The 13,124-nt window shown below is 64.1% G+C and carries 20 protein-coding genes and 1 tRNA gene; 16 read left to right on the top strand and 5 right to left on the bottom strand.

What is annotated here, in order from left to right:
* The first annotated feature begins 45 nt into the window (after window positions 1-45).
* Genes FMM79_RS03225 through FMM79_RS03195 form a run of 9 tightly spaced genes read left to right on the top strand, consistent with a single transcriptional unit; the run spans window position 46 to window position 3,767 of the window.
* Window positions 46-615 (top strand): MT-A70 family methyltransferase, encoded by a 570-nt coding sequence (locus FMM79_RS03225; RefSeq protein WP_148626047.1) that lies wholly within the window; start codon window positions 46-48, stop codon window positions 613-615.
* Window positions 612-968: a hypothetical protein gene (locus tag FMM79_RS03220; RefSeq protein ID WP_148626044.1), complete on the top strand. Its 357-nt coding sequence runs from the start codon at window positions 612-614 to the stop codon at window positions 966-968. The genes FMM79_RS03225 and FMM79_RS03220 overlap by 4 nt, the downstream gene beginning before the upstream one ends.
* Window positions 965-1,147: a hypothetical protein gene (locus FMM79_RS03215; protein WP_148626042.1), complete on the top strand. Its 183-nt coding sequence runs from the start codon at window positions 965-967 to the stop codon at window positions 1,145-1,147. Before FMM79_RS03220 ends, FMM79_RS03215 begins: the two co-directional genes overlap by 4 nt.
* Window positions 1,144-1,305, top strand: coding sequence for a hypothetical protein (locus FMM79_RS21140; protein ID WP_153269306.1), 162 nt, complete (start codon window positions 1,144-1,146; stop codon window positions 1,303-1,305). The genes FMM79_RS03215 and FMM79_RS21140 overlap by 4 nt, the downstream gene beginning before the upstream one ends.
* The gene (locus FMM79_RS03210; RefSeq protein ID WP_148626039.1) at window positions 1,302-1,667 is read left to right on the top strand and encodes a hypothetical protein; all 366 of its coding nucleotides are present in this window, start codon (window positions 1,302-1,304) and stop codon (window positions 1,665-1,667) included. The genes FMM79_RS21140 and FMM79_RS03210 overlap by 4 nt, the downstream gene beginning before the upstream one ends.
* Complete coding sequence (locus tag FMM79_RS03205) at window positions 1,660-1,986, top strand: hypothetical protein (RefSeq protein WP_148626037.1); 327 nt, start codon at window positions 1,660-1,662, stop codon at window positions 1,984-1,986. The genes FMM79_RS03210 and FMM79_RS03205 overlap by 8 nt, the downstream gene beginning before the upstream one ends.
* Window positions 1,983-2,453: a hypothetical protein gene (locus FMM79_RS03200; protein ID WP_148626034.1), complete on the top strand. Its 471-nt coding sequence runs from the start codon at window positions 1,983-1,985 to the stop codon at window positions 2,451-2,453. Before FMM79_RS03205 ends, FMM79_RS03200 begins: the two co-directional genes overlap by 4 nt.
* Window positions 2,450-2,695: a hypothetical protein gene (locus tag FMM79_RS21355; protein WP_162528427.1), complete on the top strand. Its 246-nt coding sequence runs from the start codon at window positions 2,450-2,452 to the stop codon at window positions 2,693-2,695. Before FMM79_RS03200 ends, FMM79_RS21355 begins: the two co-directional genes overlap by 4 nt.
* On the top strand, window positions 2,685-3,767 hold the full coding sequence (locus FMM79_RS03195; RefSeq protein ID WP_162528426.1) for a tyrosine-type recombinase/integrase: 1,083 nt from the start codon (window positions 2,685-2,687) through the stop codon (window positions 3,765-3,767). The genes FMM79_RS21355 and FMM79_RS03195 overlap by 11 nt, the downstream gene beginning before the upstream one ends.
* Before the next feature lie 70 nt (window positions 3,768-3,837).
* Here the strand turns inward: FMM79_RS03195 and FMM79_RS03190 are convergent.
* A tRNA-Gln gene (locus tag FMM79_RS03190) sits at window positions 3,838-3,912 on the bottom strand.
* A gap of 115 nt (window positions 3,913-4,027) precedes the next feature.
* On the bottom strand, window positions 4,028-4,876 hold the full coding sequence (gene yghU, locus FMM79_RS03185) for a glutathione-dependent disulfide-bond oxidoreductase (RefSeq protein ID WP_148626029.1): 849 nt from the start codon (window positions 4,874-4,876) through the stop codon (window positions 4,028-4,030).
* A 225-nt stretch (window positions 4,877-5,101) separates the two neighbouring features.
* Here yghU and FMM79_RS21740 point away from each other — a divergent pair, with 225 nt between their 5' ends.
* Window positions 5,102-5,266 (top strand): hypothetical protein, encoded by a 165-nt coding sequence (locus FMM79_RS21740; protein WP_240338943.1) that lies wholly within the window; start codon window positions 5,102-5,104, stop codon window positions 5,264-5,266.
* A gap of 211 nt (window positions 5,267-5,477) precedes the next feature.
* Complete coding sequence (locus FMM79_RS21735) at window positions 5,478-5,882, top strand: phosphatase PAP2 family protein (RefSeq protein ID WP_240338942.1); 405 nt, start codon at window positions 5,478-5,480, stop codon at window positions 5,880-5,882.
* A gap of 10 nt (window positions 5,883-5,892) precedes the next feature.
* On the opposite strand, the gene FMM79_RS03175 is transcribed toward FMM79_RS21735, so the two are convergent.
* The 3 genes from FMM79_RS03175 to FMM79_RS03165 form a co-directional block, all read right to left on the bottom strand.
* Complete coding sequence (locus FMM79_RS03175; RefSeq protein WP_148626027.1) at window positions 5,893-6,810, bottom strand: M14 family metallocarboxypeptidase; 918 nt, start codon at window positions 6,808-6,810, stop codon at window positions 5,893-5,895.
* 146 nt (window positions 6,811-6,956) lie between these two features.
* The gene (locus tag FMM79_RS03170; protein WP_148626025.1) at window positions 6,957-8,057 is read right to left on the bottom strand and encodes a branched-chain amino acid aminotransferase; all 1,101 of its coding nucleotides are present in this window, start codon (window positions 8,055-8,057) and stop codon (window positions 6,957-6,959) included.
* A gap of 757 nt (window positions 8,058-8,814) precedes the next feature.
* The gene (locus FMM79_RS03165) at window positions 8,815-9,405 is read right to left on the bottom strand and encodes a hypothetical protein (protein ID WP_148626024.1); all 591 of its coding nucleotides are present in this window, start codon (window positions 9,403-9,405) and stop codon (window positions 8,815-8,817) included.
* A gap of 160 nt (window positions 9,406-9,565) precedes the next feature.
* On the opposite strand from FMM79_RS03165, the gene FMM79_RS03160 reads away from it, so the two are divergent.
* From FMM79_RS03160 to leuB, 5 genes are all read left to right on the top strand, one after another.
* Window positions 9,566-10,309 carry a TlyA family RNA methyltransferase gene (locus tag FMM79_RS03160; RefSeq protein WP_240338954.1) on the top strand — a complete coding sequence of 248 codons (744 nt, stop codon included), beginning with the start codon at window positions 9,566-9,568 and terminating at the stop codon, window positions 10,307-10,309.
* 110 nt (window positions 10,310-10,419) lie between these two features.
* Window positions 10,420-10,974, top strand: a complete 555-nt coding sequence (locus FMM79_RS03155; protein ID WP_148626020.1) for a TspO/MBR family protein — start codon at window positions 10,420-10,422, stop codon at window positions 10,972-10,974.
* A 107-nt stretch (window positions 10,975-11,081) separates the two neighbouring features.
* A complete protein-coding gene (locus FMM79_RS03150; protein ID WP_039394780.1) occupies window positions 11,082-11,336 on the top strand; it encodes an accessory factor UbiK family protein in 255 nt (84 codons plus the stop codon).
* Between the two features lie 90 nt (window positions 11,337-11,426).
* Window positions 11,427-12,032, top strand: a complete 606-nt coding sequence (gene recO / locus FMM79_RS03145) for a DNA repair protein RecO (protein ID WP_148626185.1) — start codon at window positions 11,427-11,429, stop codon at window positions 12,030-12,032.
* Window positions 12,033-12,054: 22 nt separating this feature from the next.
* A complete protein-coding gene (gene leuB / locus FMM79_RS03140) occupies window positions 12,055-13,098 on the top strand; it encodes a 3-isopropylmalate dehydrogenase (protein WP_148626018.1) in 1,044 nt (347 codons plus the stop codon).
* Window positions 13,099-13,124: the final 26 nt, after the last annotated feature.

Here is a 13,124-nt window from a genome sequence, read left to right as displayed (position 1 = left end):
ACAGAAGGCAGGGGGAAAGCGAATCTGGCCGGGAAGGCGGGCCGCATGACTTGGCCCTTCGGCGCTATGCGCCCGTTTTCCTACTCTGCCTTGTTGGTCGATCCGCCATGGCACTTTCGCAACTTCAGCGGAAAGGGCGAGGCCAAGAATCCGGTGGCGCACTACACCTGCATGTCGCTGGACGACATCGCCGCCTTGCCAGTCGCGCATCTGGCTGCGCCGGACTGCGCCATGTTCATGTGGGCGACGGCTCCGCTGCTTCCCGAGGCCATCGAGGTCATGAAGGGTTGGGGCTTTACCTACAAGTCGGCGGCGCCTTGGGCGAAGCAGTCGAGCACGGGTAAGGCATGGGCTTTCGGGACCGGCTATATTTTCCGCTCGGCGGCCGAGTTCCTGATCGTCGGGACGATCGGCCAGCCGCGCGTGCAGTCGCGGGGCGTGCGAAACCTGATCGTGGCGCCGGTGCGCGAGCACAGCCGCAAGCCTGATGAGCAGTACGAGATGGTCGAGGCGCTCTACGCCGGACCGTACGCCGAGATTTTTAGCCGCACGAACCGCCCTGGCTGGGACAGCTGGGGCAACGAGGCGGGCAAGTTTGATGAGGAGCCGGCATGATTGACACAATCAGCATCGACGTAACCATCAGCTCTGCTGAATACGAGAGCGCCCGTGAACGGGCGATCGAAAATGGATTTTCGACCGAGTACATCGCGCTCATCGGTAATGTGAGCCTTTCCGATGCCCTGGAAGAGGCCACTGTCGACCAGCTTCGTGATCAGCTTGGTCGCGAGCTTCCTGGATATACCCCCGATCAGCTTACCGCGATCGAGGCATGTTTCTCGGCTGCACTCGCCGGTGAGATCAGTAATGCCAGTGCGCTGCTGCCGAGGATCTTCGAGCACGCAGCACAAATCGATGCGGCAGAGCGGGCAATTCACGCAAGCCACTTCCGGAGCATCGCAGCATGAGCCGCCCGACCGATGAAGCCATCCTCCGCCACGCCGTCAATATCGCCACGCCGCGCCGCTCTCGCGGATACCAGCCGCGCTGGGTTGCTGTGATGGATACCTTCGCCGTCGGCGCCACGGTCGCGCAGGAACTGTGCACGCGCTTCGGCTTCAACCCTGACGAGATGGTGCGCCAATGACCGACGATCCATTCGAATGCTTCGAAGACGGCGGCTACATGATCGTCAACGAGCCCGCCGCCTGGGCGGCCATCCCCGACGATCTCAAGCCGAAGGTCGAGATTGCGGCAAAAGCCATGTGCCGTAAGATCTCGGCGCTGCAGGAGGCACAGGCATGACCGAGGCCATCCTCCACATCCTGCAGCATAGCTTGGGCGTCGACCAGTACGGGCGCGGCGAGCAGTACCGCAACCACTTCGTCACTGGCGAAGGATCTGTCGACTTTCCGGCATGCATTGCAGCCACCCTGTTCGGCCTGATGAACCGGCGCCAGGGCAATGTCCTGTCTGGTGGCGACGACGTGTTCAGAGTGACGCCTGAGGGCAAGCGGTGGATGGCCGAGAACAGCCCAGTACCGCCGAAGCTCACTCGTAGTCAGCGGCGCTATCGGGCTTACCTCGATGCTGATTGGTTCACCGGGAATTTCCGAGAGTGGATCGCGTACTGGCGCGACCAGCCGAAGGGGGTAGCCCATGTGTGATTGCGAAGTACCTCAGGCATTCAACGAGCGCTGGCGCACCGCCCGTAAGCCTCACCGCTGCTGCGAGTGCGGAGCCTGGATCAAGCCGGGTGACCGATACAACTACGTCAGCGGAATCTGGGACAACCAGCCGGATAGCCACCACACCTGTGTTGAGTGTGTGCAGGTCCGCGATTGGATCGTCTCGCAGTCGACGCGCTGGGACTGCGAGCCGTGCTTTACCCAGCTTTACGACGACATGCCTCGCGCAGATTGGCCGCCTCACTTGGTTGAGGCTCAGGCGGTGCTGAGGGAAGAGCTTGCAAGGAAGGCCGCATGAACCTTCGCATCCTTAAGAAGCTGTCGAAGCGCGCGATGCCTTACCTGATCGCCCTTGGCGATCGGCAGGTGCATTTTCTCGCTGAGCGCAATGATAACTATCACGGCATGACAATCCGTGATCGCACATGTTGGGAAAGGAACCCCTGCCACCCTTCACGCGAACCAGGTTGGTGCAACTTTGGCGATGAACCCGTCCTCTACGTTGTGGCACGCAAGGGGTACCGATACGTGATGCGCCCTCCGCATCATCCGCTCAAGGGTACTCCGATGGTTGGGGGAATGTCTGGTGGTGAGCAGCCAGAGTGGGACGAGATATGTGCTTACGCCTGTTTGGCATCATGGGTGTGTTCCCACTTCACTGACTGGTCAAATTGGGAGCGGCCGATCCCGACCCGTGATCTGACAACGGTGAGCAAGATTTTCGCTGCTGCCGATGACATGGTTGCCGAAAGGATGGCTGCATGACCCAGCAACGCCTCCAGACCAAAGAGGGTATCTGCGCCTACCTGGGCGACATCAGCCCCACGACCTACGACAAGTGGCAGTCCCGCGGATTAGTCCCGGGCCCGGTGCGTGGAACAAACCGCTACGACCTGCGCGCCCATGACCTGGCGCTTGACCGCGCTTCGGGGCTGGCTGAACCGGTCCATGCGATTGGGCGGCCGCGCTCAGCGCTGGAGGAATTCGAGGCAGGGCATGCGCATTAAGCTCAAGGGCGTCTACAAGAACACCAAGACGCTCGCGAACGGTCGGCGTCAAACCTACTACTTCCTGCGCAATGTGGGGGCGATCCGGCCCCAGCCAGGAGACGAGAACGAGCCGTTCTATCCCGGCAGCTCGGCCTTCATGCGCGCCTACACCACGCTGAACGAAGCGCCGCGCCGGGCCCGCACCGTTGGCACGCTGCAGCAGGTGATCGATGGCTACCAGAAGTCGTCTGCCTTCGTGAAGCTGGCACCGCGGACCAAGCGCGACTACCTGGGCCACCTCGACAAGATCGCCCTGGCAAAGCTTGTGCCGAACGGACCGGACTTCGCCGCCTATCCGCTCGAAGCGATAGACGACCCGAAGATTCGCAAGCGCCTGCTCGACTGGCGAGACGTCATGGCCGAGCGTTCGCCGCGTCAGGCCGATGCCTGTTTCGGTGTTCTGCGCATCATTCTGGAATGGGCGCGCGATCGCGGCATGATAAGCCATAACCATGCGACCCGCCCGAAGAAGGTCTACAAGGCCGACCGATCGGACAAGGTCTGGCTGCCGGAGCACCTGGAGGCGTTTCGCGCCGTCGCGCCGCCGGAGTTGCGCCTGGCGCTGGAGCTGGCCCTGTGGACCGGGCAGCGCGAGACGGACCTGCTCAAGATGCCGTGGTCGGCTTATAAGGACGGGCGCCTGACGTTTCGCCAGGGCAAGCGCAAGCGAAAGGTGGACATGCCGGTCTATTCCGAACTGCGCTCCATTCTCGACGCGACGCCGAAGAAGGCCCTCACGATCCTGACGACGGCGAGAGGCGCGCCGTGGACAACAGATCCCCAGCCGGTCAACTTCCAGCACAAGTGGCGTAAGGTCGTGCTCGAGGCGGGGCTCGATGGGCTCCACTTCCACGACCTGCGAGGGACGACCTGCACGATGCTTTCGGACGCAGGATGCACGCCATCGGAGATCGCATCCGTCCTCGGATGGACCGTCAAAACCGTCAACGACATGCTCGATCGCTACCAGTCGATGACGGCTGCACAGAGCGATTCAGCGGTCGCAAAACTGGAGGCGCGCCGTGTCTAAAGTGCGGAATGAAGTGCGGAATGCCCGGTCATGGGCTGGGCTTGACCAGCCGAGACTCGCGGGAAAGTGCTGGCTGGGGCGGCAGGATTCGAACCTGCGCATGGCGGTACCAAAAACCGCTGCCTTACCGCTTGGCTACGCCCCAGCAGGATCTCGTGGCATCTTGTGCGCACCGCGATCGGACTGCGCGCTTAGCGGCTTATCCCGGCGCTGAAAAGGCCCTTTTCGCATCGGATCTTCTCCGCGCCGGGGAAAAACGGTCAGGCGCCGAGAACGGCGTCGATGTCGGCCGCGCTGTGGCGCTCCTTGATCTTGCCCGGCGCATCGCGGTTAACGACGAGGCCGCGCTTCACGCCGGTGCGCTCGCCCAGTTCCTCGCCCCAGCGCATGAGGTTGGTGTATTCGCGAACGCTCAGGAAAGTTGCCGCGTCGGTGTAGGATTCGCCGCGCGTGAAGCCGCCGAGCCAGCCGTAGGCCGCGATGTCTGCAATGGTGTAGTCATCGCCCGCCAGGTAGCGCGTCTCGGCAAGGCGCTTGTCGGCGACGTCCATGATGCGCTTGGTTTCCATCGCGAAGCGGTTGATTGCGTATTCGAACTTTTCAGGCGCGTAGGCGTAGAAATGGCCAAACCCGCCACCGATGATGGGCGCGGTCGACATCTGCCACATCAGCCAGGACATGCACTCAGTCCGGCTTTCGCCGTCCTTGGGCAGGAACATCCCGAACTTTTCGGCGAGGTGGAACAGGATGGCACCTGATTCGAAGACACGCACTGGAGTCTCGCCCGAACAATCGAGGAGGGCAGGGATCTTGGAGTTGGGGTTTATCTCGACGAAGCCCGAGGTGAACTGCGTGCCTTCGCCAATATTGACGAGCCAGGCGTCGTACTCCGCCTCGCTGACGCCCGCCTCCAGCAGTTCCTCGAACATGATGGTGACCTTCTGGCCGTTGGGCGTGCCCAGCGAATAGAGCTGGAAGGGATGCTCGCCGCGGGGCAGGTCCTTCTGTTCGCGCGCACCGGCGGTGGGGCGGTTGATGCTGGCCCAGGTGCCTCCATTCTCGGCGTCGTGGGTCCAGACCTTGGGGGGGGTATAGGTGGTGTCGGCCATGTGCGCTGAGCTCCTTGTTGCAGGCGCCGGGAGAGAGGGAACGCGCTAGGTAGGTCCCGATCAGGGGCGCAACAAGAGGCGAAGCCGCCAATGTTCGGGGAGCGGCAGGTGCCCTGGCCCAGTGTCTTCGTGCTTTCAGGTCCGAGGGTTAACCCCGATGCCGGGCACAATCGCGCGTCGGTAGAATAGGCCATGCGATCAACACGCTGCGAAGGGATGGAACATATGCAGAGCACGCGCACGCTTGGAGTTTTCGCAGGTGGATGCCTGCTTGCGCTGTCGGGGGGCACGACCACGCCGACAAGCGACACGCGTTCCGCCGCGCCGCCCCCGGTAACGGTGGCGCAGGTTGGTGTGATCTCGCCCGAGGTCCCGCTTCCCAAGGGCTAGCTGGAGATGTCCCAGCTGCCCGACAGCCTAGCCCTCCTGCCTCCGCCGCCAGGGCTGCCGATGAAGCCGCCTGGGAAGCGGCCAAGGGGGCATCATTCGAACGCTTCGCGCTGGCAACCGCAACGCCGATCTCAACTGGCCGGCTATCGTCAGCTCGTTCGAGCCGCTTGTCGGCACCTCGTTGTCGGACGGGAGCAAGCCTCATACCGAGATGCTTCTGCGCCGGGCGATGGCCGACGCGGGGCTCGCCAGTTACAAGGCAAAGAACCACTATCAGCGCGTGCGCCCCTTTGCCGAGAAGGGTGGCGGATCGTGCACGCCCGAGGAGGAGGAGGAGGCCCTGAGCCGCGACGGGGCCTATCCGTCCGGTGACACGACGGCAGGCTGGATGATGGCGCTGGTGCTGGCTGAACTGGTGCCGAGCCGTGCCGACGCGGTGCTTCAGCGGGGGCATGACTTTGGCTTCAGCCGCGTGATCTGCCGCGTCCACTGGATGAGCGACACGGTAGGTGGGCGCGTGGTTGCGGCCGCGACGTTCGCCCGCGTCCAGTCCGATCCCGTGTCTCAGGCGCAGCTTGCCGCCGCGCGCAAGGAAATGGCGGCGGCGGGCCTTTGAGCGCGGGCTTTCAGGCGCCCAGCGCGTAGTCGAGCGCAGCGCAAACGGCGGCGACCTGCGCGGCGTTGCATTCCTCAGGCGTTGCGTTCGGGCTGTCAGGATAGACCTCGGTCGTGGTCGTGAAGCGCGCCCCTGTGATGGCCGCGCACATCCCGTACTTGCTTTGCGGGTATTCGATCACGCCCTTCTGCACGACGGGTGAGCCGATGATGTTGCCCTGCGGGTCCGCGGGCGCGATGTGGGTGACCTTTTCGACCGCTTCGATAATCGTTTCACAGAAGGCGGGCTGGCGGTTGTCGGCATCATCGACGAGGTAGAAGCCATCGGGAATGGTGTCGGGATCGTAGTCCTGGCCATCGCGCGCGGCGAGGGCCGGGCGGAATTCCTCCTCGTCGCTGTCGGTGGTTTCGTGCAGGTCGATGTGGAGCACAAACGGGGTGTCCTGCGCGGCGACAAGCGCGATGAGGGCGCGGCATTCGCCTGCCGGGCTGTCTGCGGTGAAGTTACGATTGGGGTCGATCGCGTCGTAATTCCAGCGGTTGATCCGCTCGTAGGCCCAGGGGCTGACGCAAGGCGCGACAAGCAGGTTGACCCGGCCCACATAGTCCGCAGCGCGCGTTTCGAGAAATTCGAGCGCGCCCATCACGCCGCTCGTCTCGTAGCCATGGACACCGCCGGTCACGAGGGCGGTAGGGAGGGTCGGATCGATCGGGCCGTTCGAGAGCGCGTAGAGTGTGAAGCGCTCGCCTGCGTAGTCGAGCGTGCCGTACTCCTGAAGCGTGAAACGCTTGGCAAGCGCGAGGATGCGCGGCTCCACGTCCCGCCCATAGCGGCGCTGCACGACCTGTGTCTCACGCCAGGCCTCCACCTCGCGATCGCCCCAGGGCGTGCCGGGTGTGCCAATGGGATAGGGGACGGTGGCTGTCATGGCGCTCTCTTCTTCAGGAGGAATCTTCGGTCTCGAGATGGCATGTGGGCGCGGCGAAGCAAGTGGGGCCTGCAGGCTATGCATGAAAAAACCCGGCGGGCGTGGGGCCGGCCGGGTTCTTCACTCGGGCAGGAACCCGCCCGAGATCAGGCGATCTTGCGGACCCAGCCGTGGGTGTCCTCGGCCTGGCCGCGCTGGATGGCGACGAGGCGGGCCTTGACCTTCTCGGTGAGCTGGCCGGGGCCGCCCGAACCGATGGTGAATTCGCCAGCATTGCCCGCGACCTTGCCGACCGCAGTGACGACGGCCGCCGTGCCGCAGGCGAAGGTTTCGACGAGCTTGCCGCTGGTCGCGTCCTCGCGCCACTGATCAAGACTGTAGCGGCCTTCGTTCACAGTCAGGCCCTCTTCGCGCAGCAGCGCGATCAGGCTGCGGCGGGTGATGCCGGGAAGGATCGTACCGGTCAACGCGGGGGTGAGGATCGAGCCGTCATCGAAGACGTAGAACAGGTTCATGCCGCCCAGTTCCTCGATCCATTTGTGCTCGGCAGCGTCAAGGAAGACGACCTGGTCGTGGCCGCGCGCAAGGGCTTCGCCCTGGGGGACGAGGCTGGCCGCATAGTTGCCGCCGCACTTGGCCGCACCCGTGCCGCCCGGAGCTGCGCGGGTGTAGTCCGAGACCCAGATCGAGACCGCAGGGGCGCCCGACTTGAAGTAGTTGCCCGCCGGGCTGGCGATAAGGATGAACTTGTAGGTCTTGGCCGGGCGCACGCCCAGGAACGCCTCGGTCGCGATCATGAAGGGGCGCAGGTAAAGTGAGGCACCCTCGGCGTCCGGGATCCAGGCCCTGTCGAACTCGACCAGCTTCTCGATCGCCTCGATGAAGAGATTCTCAGGCAGCGTGGGCATGGCCAGGCGGGTGGCGGACTGGTTGAAGCGCTCCGCGTTGGCGTCGGGACGGAACAGCGAGATCGAACCGTCGGCCTGCTTGTAGGCCTTGAGCCCCTCGAAGATTTCCTGGGCATAGTGCAGTACCGCGGCCGCCGGATCGAGCGGGATCGGCGCGTAGGCCGAAACCCTGGCGTCATGCCAACCGGTGCCTTCGGTCCAGTCGATCGTGACCATGTGGTCGGTAAAGTGCGTGCCGAAGCCCGGATTGGCCAATATCGCCGCCCGCGTGACGTCGCTGGCAGGGGCGGGGTTGGGCTCAAGGGAAAACGTCAGCGCGGCTTCGGCGGGACTCGCCATGAAAACTCAGTCCTCTGTCTTGGGGTTGTGAGGGTGCGGGTGTATGAAAATTACGCTGCGCGCAACCTTAAAGTAATATTGATACGTGTCATTTCAGGTGTAGCACGCGGTGCGTTGGAGGCAAGAGCTCTGCTCGAAGCGCGCAAATGCAGGAGCTTGCGTCGATAGGCGCTGGCATGCTCTTGCGCGCCGCGCATGCAGCCTTGCGCGATCGTGTAGTGCGCGGGTTTGCTGCTTTAGCGCGCCTGCCAGCCAGAAATGAGAAAGGCCGCACCGGGAGCGCCGGTACGGCCTTTCACATGGTCAGCGGCCGGAAGTGCCGCCAGCGAGTACCTTTATCGCGTATCTGAAATCAGCGATAATGCCTCGCGACGGAAATTGCCGACCTCCATGCTGAACCATGAGACATCGGATCACCTCCTTTCGCGCTGTTGAGCCATAGGGTTCGCCGCCCGAGAGCGACTGGACTTCGGTAGCTCCGGGGAGGGCTTCCTCGGGTTCCGTCGTCCTGAGAGAAAATGTGTCTTATTCCGCAGCGCACCACAAGACTTGAATTCAAGTTTTTTCGCGGCATTATCATGCCTTCGCTGAAGTTTTCCCCAGCTGAAAAGCCCGTGTTTCTGCCGGTTTTTCGCAGTGGTTCGGGCTGCGTCCGGCTTCGCGAATCCTTCCTGTAATGTACTCTTGTTGCCCAAATTGCGCGGGCGTTTCGGCGAGGCGTGCCACGCATGTGGCCGGCCTCGCCTGGCAGGTGCTGTCAGCGGCAGTCCTCGATCACGCGCGACACTTCGGTCCAGCTCGGAATGTAGAGCGTGGGCTGGCCTTGCGTGGACAGCGCAAAGCGGCCGCGGGTGAAGGTCATGTCGTCGAGGATCGGGCTGCGCGCGGGCAGGGTCGCGACATAATAGCCCTGTCGCGCATCGGCCGTGACGGTGTGCGTGTCCTGCATCGTGGTGATGCCCATGGTAACACGGCCCGCAGCACCCTGGGCGCGGCGTTCAAGCGTCACCGTGGCATTGCGCGTGTCACAGCGCATGGTGAACAGACTGCCTCCGAATTCGGCGACCGAGCGGGGGCCGCTCTGCGCCCAGCTCCAGGTGCCCGGCGTCACGGGCGCGTCGCGCCAGTTTGCAGGTTCGGGCAGCGGGTGCGGGGAGGGCGGTGGTGCGGGCGTGGCCGCCTGTTGGACCTGCGGCTGCGCGGGGCGCTGTGCCGGACGCGAGGCGTTGGGCGTGGACGTCGAGGCTGGCGGTCCGGGGATGCAGCCAGCCGCAAACAGGGTCAGGGCGAGAGCCGGTGCCGAAACGAGACGGACGGGGAGAGCGCTACCGCGCGGATTTGCCTTCATGCGCCCGGTATGGAATGACGAGCGCCTCTTCTCAAGTGTGCAGTGCCCCATGTCCGACGCGTCCCAGTCTCCATCCACCGAAAAGTCCAGTGCCCCCGAAAACCGGGGCAAAGGGGCTAAGCCGCATGACAAATCCGCAGGGAAGGCGCGCGTCGACCAGATGCTCGTCGACCGGGGCCTTGTCGAGAGCCGCACGCGCGCGCAGGCGCTGATCATGGCGGGGCACGTTTTTTCCGGGGAAACCAAGATCGCCAAGGCCGGGCAGACCCTCAAGGCCGAGGCGCCGCTGGAAGTGCGCGGGCGCGATCACCCGTGGGTTTCGCGCGGGGGGATCAAGCTCGCCCATGGCATAGAGCACTTCGGGCTCGATCCGGCGGGCGCGGTGGCGATCGATGTCGGCTCCTCGACCGGGGGCTTTACAGATGTGCTCCTCACCAAGGGGGCGACCCATGTCTTCGCGGTCGATTCGGGCACCAACCAGCTTGCCTGGAAGCTGCGCCAGGACCCGCGCGTCACGGTGCTGGAGCAGACCAGCGCCCGCATCCTGACAGATGAGCACATCACGCAGGACTGCAACTGGGTGGTCTGCGATGCGAGTTTCATCAGTCTAGCCAAGGTGCTGGAAGTGCCCCTGAATCTGGCCGGGCCGGATTGCCGTCTCGTTGCGCTCATCAAGCCGCAATTCGAGGTTGGGCGCGGCGAGGTGGGCAAGGGCGGCGTCGTGCGCGATCCCGCGCTCCACGCGCGTGTCTGCGAGGAGGTGCGTGTCTGGCTGGAAGAGGGGGGCTGGACCATCCAGGGGATCGTGGAGAGCCCGATCACGGGGCCGGAAGGCAATGTCGAATTCCTCGTTTCGGCAGCACGCGGCCGCGAGGCCGCAGGCGACATCGGGAGCGGGGCCTGAACGGTGCGGGGCTTTCCTTGCGCGCCAGATTTCCTCAAGTAACGTAATACGAACCATCGGTTAGGGTTGGGCGGCTGTGTCGGTCCCCTGTTTTGAGAGATGATCCGGGTATGAATCTGCTTGCCTCTTCCGGTCAGTTGCGCGCCAGTTTCCTGCGCTGGTCGCTGGTCTGTGTCCCCGCGCTTGTGCTCTGCGGGTTTCTTTCAGGAGCGCTCGCGCCGAGTGGGCCGCAAAATGTCTGGTTCGCCGCACTGGCCAAGCCCGCCGTCTATCCGCCGCCCGCCGCCTTCGGGATCGTCTGGACCATTCTTTATGCGATGATGGGCTTTTCCCTGGCGCTGATCCTGGCCGCGCGCGGAGCGTCCGGGCGTGGCCTGGCTTCTTGCGTCTTCGCGCTGCAGTTCCTGGTGAATCTCGCCTGGTCGCCGGTCTTCTTCGGGATGCACCGCATCACAGGCGCCCTGGTGGTCATCGGCGTGCTCGATGTCCTCGTGGTGGTCACGATTGCGCTGTTCTGGCGCATCCGCGTAAAGGCGGCGCTGCTGCTTTTGCCCTATCTCGTCTGGATCCTTTTCGCGAGCTACCTCAACTACGCCTTCCTCCAGATCAATCGCGACCTTGACGGCAAGGCGTTCTCGGGAGCGGAGATCCGCTACGAGATATGAACCGGGCCTGCCTTGGCCGTGATCTTCTCGGCGAGCGCGTGATTCTCCTCCACCAACGCCATCGAACCCTCTTGCGCAGGGGAGCGGGCTGTACCATTTAGGTTTACATGCAAAGCGAAAACCCTTTCGTCGCCGATTTCGTCAAGATGATGAACAGCGCTGCCGGCACGTTTGCCGGCATGACCCGCGAAGCGCGTGACAACATGCGTGAGCGCGCCAAGGAGTTCATGGGCGACATGGACTTCGTGAGCCGCGAGGAATTCGAGGCGGTCAAGGAAATGGCCGCAACGGCACGCGCGGAATGCGAAGCCCTTAAGGCCCGTCTTGACGAGATCGAAGCCAAGCAGCTGCGCAACGGCTGATCCCTCGCGGGGTGACTCCCGAAGGAATCCAGACGGTGCCGGGCTCGGGATGCGGAAACTCTCGCGCATGACCTGCAGGTGCGGGGCATGATGGAGCTGCGTGCCGAGGCGATCGTCTGCGCCGTGCGCCCGCATGGCGAGGCGGCGGCCATTGTCCGGTTCCTAACCCACGAAGAAGGCGTCGTCGCGGCCTATGTTGCCGGCGCGCGGGGGCGCACCTTGCGGCCCGTACTCATTCCCGGAAACATCGTAGCTGTCGATATCCGTGCGCGTTCGGAAGGGCAGCTTCCTTTCGCGCGCGTCGAGCTCGTGCGCTCGCGCGGCCCCTGGCTGTCCGAGCCGCTACCGGCGGCGGCCTTTTCCTGGTTGACCTCGCTCACCGCCGCCAGCCTGCCCGAGCGGCAGGCTTATCCAGCGCTCCACCAGGCGCTTGGCGGTCTGCTCGAGGCGATTTGCGTGGCACCTTCCGCACGCGGATGGGCGCTGGCGCTTCTCTCCTATGAGGTCCTGCTGCTGCGCGAACTGGGTTATGGCGTGCCCGTGCCGCGTCCGGATGAGAGGGACTGGGACGCGATTCTGCGGACTTTCGACAGGATCGGGCGCGAACTGGCCCGCTATCCGCTTGCCGAACGGCGCAAAGACGTTATGGCGGCCCGCACCCAGCTGCGCGAGCGGTTGGGACGAATTTCTGACTAAGACAGCAGCTAGGGAAACAGGCATGCGCATCGCGGTTTTTGCAGGCGACGGGATCGGTCCGGAAGTCACGGGTGAGGCCGTGCGCGTTCTCGAGAAGCTGGGTCTGCCAAACCTCGAACTGGTCGAGGGTGACGTTGGCGGCGCGGCCTACCGCAAGCATGGCCACCCGCTTCCCGAAGCCACGCTCGACATCGCGCGTTCGGCCGATGCCATCCTGTTTGGCGCGGTCGGCGACTTCGACCTGGACCATCTTGAGCGCCATCTGCGTCCCGAGCAGGCCGTTCTTGGTCTGCGCAAGGAGCTGGGTCTGTTCGCCAACCTGCGTCCTGCGCGCGTGTTCAAGGGGCTCGAAGGTCTAACCTCGCTGCGCCCGGAAGTCGCGCAGGAAATCGACCTCCTGATCGTGCGTGAGCTCAACGGCGACGTCTACTTCGGCGAAAAGGGCATGCGCAGGCTTGAGGACGGCCGCCGTCAGGGCTGGGACATGATGTCCTATGCCGAGGACGAGGTGCGCCGTATCGCGCACGCGGGTTTCAAGGCAGCAATGACCCGTGACAAGAAGCTGTGCTCGGTCGACAAGGCCAACGTCCTGGAAACTTCGCAGCTGTGGCGCGACGTCGTGATCGAAGTGTCCAAGGACTACCCCGAAGTCGAACTCGCCCACATGTACGTCGACAATGCGGCGATGCAGCTTGTGAAGAACCCCGGCCAGTTCGACGTGGTCGTGACCGGCAACCTGTTCGGCGACATTCTCTCCGACCAGGCCAGCATGTGCGTGGGCTCGATCGGCTTGCTGGCTTCGGCGAGCTTAGCGGAGGGCAGCTTTGGCCTTTACGAGCCGATCCACGGTTCAGCGCCTGACATTGCGGGCAAGGGCCTGGCCAACCCGATGGCGACGATCCTTTCGGCCGCAATGATGCTGCGCCACTCCTTTGGCTTGGAAGCCGAAGCCGTGCGTATCGAGGAGGCGGTCGCTGCCGCGCTCGCCGATGGCATCAAGGGCGGGGATCTGGGAGGCAGCGCGGGCACCGTGGAAATCGGTGACGCGGTCCTGGCGCGCCTGTAAGAGCCCGGCGTCGCCCTTGTCTTCAT

The organism is Novosphingobium sp. BW1 (assembly GCF_008107685.1).
Classification (GTDB): domain Bacteria; phylum Pseudomonadota; class Alphaproteobacteria; order Sphingomonadales; family Sphingomonadaceae; genus Novosphingobium.
Note: the sequence above shows the minus strand (reverse complement) of the source record. Positions and strands in the feature narration are given on the sequence as shown.

Excerpts from the sequence above, each read along its gene's own strand:
- FMM79_RS21735 (WP_240338942.1), top strand. The coding sequence starts at position 5,478 with ATGCTTCTGCGCCGGGCGATGGCCGACGCGGGGCTCGCCAGTTACAAG.
- FMM79_RS03220 (WP_148626044.1), top strand. The coding sequence starts at position 612 with ATGATTGACACAATCAGCATCGACGTAACCATCAGCTCTGCTGAATAC.
- FMM79_RS21740 (WP_240338943.1), top strand. The coding sequence starts at position 5,102 with ATGCAGAGCACGCGCACGCTTGGAGTTTTCGCAGGTGGATGCCTGCTT.
- FMM79_RS03200 (WP_148626034.1), top strand. The coding sequence starts at position 1,983 with ATGAACCTTCGCATCCTTAAGAAGCTGTCGAAGCGCGCGATGCCTTAC.
- FMM79_RS03215 (WP_148626042.1), top strand. The coding sequence starts at position 965 with ATGAGCCGCCCGACCGATGAAGCCATCCTCCGCCACGCCGTCAATATC.
- FMM79_RS03195 (WP_162528426.1), top strand. The coding sequence starts at position 2,685 with ATGCGCATTAAGCTCAAGGGCGTCTACAAGAACACCAAGACGCTCGCG.
- FMM79_RS03225 (WP_148626047.1), top strand. The coding sequence starts at position 46 with ATGACTTGGCCCTTCGGCGCTATGCGCCCGTTTTCCTACTCTGCCTTG.
- FMM79_RS21355 (WP_162528427.1), top strand. The coding sequence starts at position 2,450 with ATGACCCAGCAACGCCTCCAGACCAAAGAGGGTATCTGCGCCTACCTG.
- FMM79_RS03170 (WP_148626025.1), bottom strand. The coding sequence starts at position 8,057 with ATGGCGAGTCCCGCCGAAGCCGCGCTGACGTTTTCCCTTGAGCCCAAC.
- FMM79_RS03165 (WP_148626024.1), bottom strand. The coding sequence starts at position 9,405 with ATGAAGGCAAATCCGCGCGGTAGCGCTCTCCCCGTCCGTCTCGTTTCG.
- FMM79_RS03205 (WP_148626037.1), top strand. The coding sequence starts at position 1,660 with ATGTGTGATTGCGAAGTACCTCAGGCATTCAACGAGCGCTGGCGCACC.
- recO (WP_148626185.1), top strand. The coding sequence starts at position 11,427 with ATGGAGCTGCGTGCCGAGGCGATCGTCTGCGCCGTGCGCCCGCATGGC.
- FMM79_RS03210 (WP_148626039.1), top strand. The coding sequence starts at position 1,302 with ATGACCGAGGCCATCCTCCACATCCTGCAGCATAGCTTGGGCGTCGAC.
- FMM79_RS03160 (WP_240338954.1), top strand. The coding sequence starts at position 9,566 with ATGCTCGTCGACCGGGGCCTTGTCGAGAGCCGCACGCGCGCGCAGGCG.
- FMM79_RS03150 (WP_039394780.1), top strand. The coding sequence starts at position 11,082 with ATGCAAAGCGAAAACCCTTTCGTCGCCGATTTCGTCAAGATGATGAAC.
- FMM79_RS03155 (WP_148626020.1), top strand. The coding sequence starts at position 10,420 with ATGAATCTGCTTGCCTCTTCCGGTCAGTTGCGCGCCAGTTTCCTGCGC.
- leuB (WP_148626018.1), top strand. The coding sequence starts at position 12,055 with ATGCGCATCGCGGTTTTTGCAGGCGACGGGATCGGTCCGGAAGTCACG.
- FMM79_RS21140 (WP_153269306.1), top strand. The coding sequence starts at position 1,144 with ATGACCGACGATCCATTCGAATGCTTCGAAGACGGCGGCTACATGATC.
- FMM79_RS03175 (WP_148626027.1), bottom strand. The coding sequence starts at position 6,810 with ATGACAGCCACCGTCCCCTATCCCATTGGCACACCCGGCACGCCCTGG.
- yghU (WP_148626029.1), bottom strand. The coding sequence starts at position 4,876 with ATGGCCGACACCACCTATACCCCCCCCAAGGTCTGGACCCACGACGCC.